We start from the raw sequence: 3,612 nt of genomic DNA on the forward strand, positions 1-3,612 counted from the left end.
AGACTGAAGAGATGGAAAAACAGCGGCTGGAAAAGGTGATCGAGGAGGAACGGATAAAGCGGGCACTTTCAAAGGCACAGAACGATTTTTTAAAGGCACAGATCAATCCGCATTTTCTTTTCAATACGCTGGATTTTATCTATCATAGTATCGCAGAGCTCTCCCAGGAGGCTTCTCAGGCGGTGATGACCCTTTCTGAGATGATGCGTTATGCAGTGGATTCGGGTGATCTTGATGATACGGTATCGCTTGGTGAGGAGATTGAGCAGGTAGAAAAACTGATCTATCTTTACCAGCTCAGAAAAAACATGGAGCTTAAGGTAATGAGCTATTTTTCTGATCAGGCAATGGAACTGCGTTTTATCCCGCTGGTGCTGCTGACACTGGTCGAAAATATATTCAAGCACGGTGATGTTGGCCATGCCCTCCACGAAATTCGCATTACTGCCATTGTGGAAGATGGTAAGCTGGTTATCGAAACTTCAAATGCGGTAAACCTTAGCGCTGGTGCGGCCAGCACAAATGCCGGACTGAAAAATATCCGCCAGCGCCTCCGTTTCGCTTATGGCGGCGATATAGCGTTTTATTTTGCAAGGGAAGGAGAGCTTTTCGTTACAAAGATTGCTGTTCCTGTAAATAGGATCTTACGTCAGGACGAACGAAAGGAACTTTTGATTACTAATCTAAATTAAAGTCCATCCCGAAAAATCGCCTTTTCATGTAGAAAATAGCTCTTTTCGTCCTTAAAATATCCTTTTTTGGATATCATTGGTCAAATTAGTTCTGTTAGAGGCGATTTGGAATGATGAAAACAGAATTGGTCAGGGTGGAAAACCTGTTTGCTGCGTTATTCCGCAACGTTTGTAAGGCACGTCATTTGCGTGATGAATTTGATTTTTTCTGGAAGAACTCTCCTTCTGAGAGAGGTAGCGTGGGTATGGCCTATTATATCCGCCATAGTGCACTGCTCCAGTGTTTTGACTCTCTGCTTTTTCTGCTCAGTTCCAGGCAGGTCTGGAATACGGGGGGCTGGGTGCCTATGCGGCGAGTCAGGGCGTTGAAGGGCCTTTGTTGCCGCTTACCACAGGCGATCAGATCGAAAAGCTCAATGATTTGCTCATTGAGCACGAAAACAACATTAAGGATATATTCAGTCTGCATCAGGATCCGGTGGCCATGGGCTTTTTGGAGCATGAGCTTGCGCACATTACGAATGTGTTACAGGATTTTGTGGGCTTTTTAAATGATATTGAAATTATTCCGTCTCATCAAGGTATTGACGGCGCGCTCAGCTAAGACACTGCAGGATGTAGGGATATGTCCTGTAGGTTTTTTTGGAGGTAGGGAATGCAGTGGCTTAGGGATGATGGGATAGATTGACAGTGTTTTGTGTTCCTTTTTGGCTGTCCCTTGCATTGAAAGATAATGTTTTGTCTTTTGGGTGGCTAATCTTTGGACCTTTTCAACCTAATAAAAAGTATTAGACTACAAATGTCCTCGTTTTAAAATAAAAAGCCTATCCTTTTATATTTCATCAGGTTGCATTGTAGCTACATGTCAACTATGTTAATAGCAATTGCTTAACCGTGTTATTTAAAATTTGATGAATTGAGATCAATCAATGAAGGTGGGATACTAAAAAATCAGTAAGAAATTTGGTCTTAAAACATTTTTAAATTTGCCCGCTTTAGGTAAGAAGTTTTATTATATTTGCGCCATTAAAATAATGTTAGGCACATTTAATGCTGATTATTTTGATAATTAATTGCCAGATTGCCTTATGGCAATAAATAATATTGATATTGGTCCCGTAGTTCAACGGATAGAATAGAAGTTTCCTAAACTTTAGATATGAGTTCGATTCTCGTCGGGACCACTAAGTAAAAATATAAACCCTTGTTAGTTAGTTGCTTGCAAGGGTTTTGTGTTTGAATGCTTACAGTTTTACTCAAACTTTTTTGCCGAAATGCCCACACTGTCTTTTACCCTGTTTCTTCTAGCGTCCTAATTTTCAGGTAGGCAACTTGTCAAGAATTCTTTTTGACTTTACGCTTGTGGATATATTGAAGGGTAATTGGATGTGACCCCACCAGAATATTTCTTATGGGTATAATGGATTAGCTTTAAGCTGATTTGCATAGTATAAACAGTAATAACTCTAGTGTAAAAATGGTGTAAACAAAACGCCATTGAAAATAGAATTTTTACACAGAAAACTGTCCCAAAAGTATTTTAAATAATTTAAACGATTGATAACGTATTTGTTGCGATTAAGGATTGAAAGAAGGTTCAAATCCTTTATTTAAAATTAAAGCGCTGATAGTCAGCGCTTTAATCGTTAAGTGGAGCCGAAGGGAGTCGAACCTTTCGATTTAAATATCTGTAAATCAGTATTTTATGCTGTATTCCTTGCTTTAAGGCACCTAATGCTCACCTCTATTTTTTTAATGCAAATTCTTTGCTGTAAAGATACGAAAATAGCCGGAATCTGCACAAAATAAATATCAAATCAAGACCAAGTAAGCATCTGTAAAAAGCTATTTGGGTAGCCCCTATATAAGAGATAAATTTAAAGTGTTCAATGGAAGATATCTATCTATACATCCAACTGAGTCTGAAGTCCTGAACTCGATTTTGCCGTTATGCGAAACGTTAATATTGATTAGTTATGTGGGGCCGCTAGATATATTAAAAGCTATTTATTTTGCCACTATGATACCGATATTTCGTTTGCTCTTGTAGAAACCTGCGACAGGCCCTGGAAGAAAAGTAAAAGAAACTATTGCCTACTTGTTTGACACAGAAATTAAAAAAGCATATAATTTCACGAAAATGTTTTCTTGCGCTGATATATTCTAATCTCAACATCTAATCATCAATTTCCGTCCCATAAACTTTAATATTCTGACACAACAAGAAAGACTAAATAGTCATCCCTTTTTAAATAATTATCACCCCTTCTAAATCTTAAGGCTTGAGTACCTTTGATTTTTAACCTGAGGCCTCAGGTCCTACTCGATAGGACTGCTAAGGTCAAAAGCCTATTATCAGAACTGCACTCAAAGGCCTTAGGGAGGAGGGTAAACTGTAGAACATCAATGATGAAGATTAAATTAGTACAATGGATGACCTGTTYGGCACTGCTTCCCGCATTTTGCGAAAGCTCAACCGCTCAAACAAAAAGGAAACATGAGGAAAAGACATCTAATGAGGCGACCAATGGATTGGGAGATCGAAAATTCTGGCTGAAGGAATGGATAAGATTGCACGTCCAGTTATGCGGAGTCTGGCACATAATAATTTGCGGATCAATATGCCCACTACAATTTCGATACGCTCGGATAATCCCGAAATCCGCCAAAAGGTATTCCTGTGAAAGGGTAGTCTAATTTCAGCAAAGCAGCTGTTAAGTGCTATTGCAATCAGTTGGTGCGGATACTAAACTAGTGCTCTGAGGTAGGACTATGAAGCTTTTACTAAGGAAGAGGACGCATTTATGGGGTTCTATTCGATAAACTACGTTATAGATTTCTTTTAGGGTGGAACTGCCAATGATAGATTTTAAAATTATGTAAGCTATAATGGAGGCAAAAGAGGCCGGCTATACAGGAG

The 3,612-nt window shown here is 39.0% G+C and carries 2 protein-coding genes and 1 tRNA gene; all 3 read left to right on the top strand.

Annotation, left to right across the window (positions count from 1 at the left end; translation table 11 throughout):
- The coding region (locus tag AC1DPQ_RS21310) for a sensor histidine kinase (RefSeq protein WP_477610803.1) at positions 1-692 on the top strand (692 nt) is incomplete at its 5' end.
- Between the two features lie 379 nt (positions 693-1,071).
- Positions 1,072-1,296, top strand: a complete 225-nt coding sequence (locus AC1DPQ_RS21315) for a hypothetical protein (protein ID WP_477610804.1) — start codon at positions 1,072-1,074, stop codon at positions 1,294-1,296.
- 508 nt (positions 1,297-1,804) lie between these two features.
- Positions 1,805-1,876 (top strand) — tRNA-Arg (locus AC1DPQ_RS21320).
- The last annotated feature ends 1,736 nt before the right edge of the window (positions 1,877-3,612 follow it).

It is taken from the genome of Pedobacter sp. 01T416_2 (genome assembly GCF_056398925.1).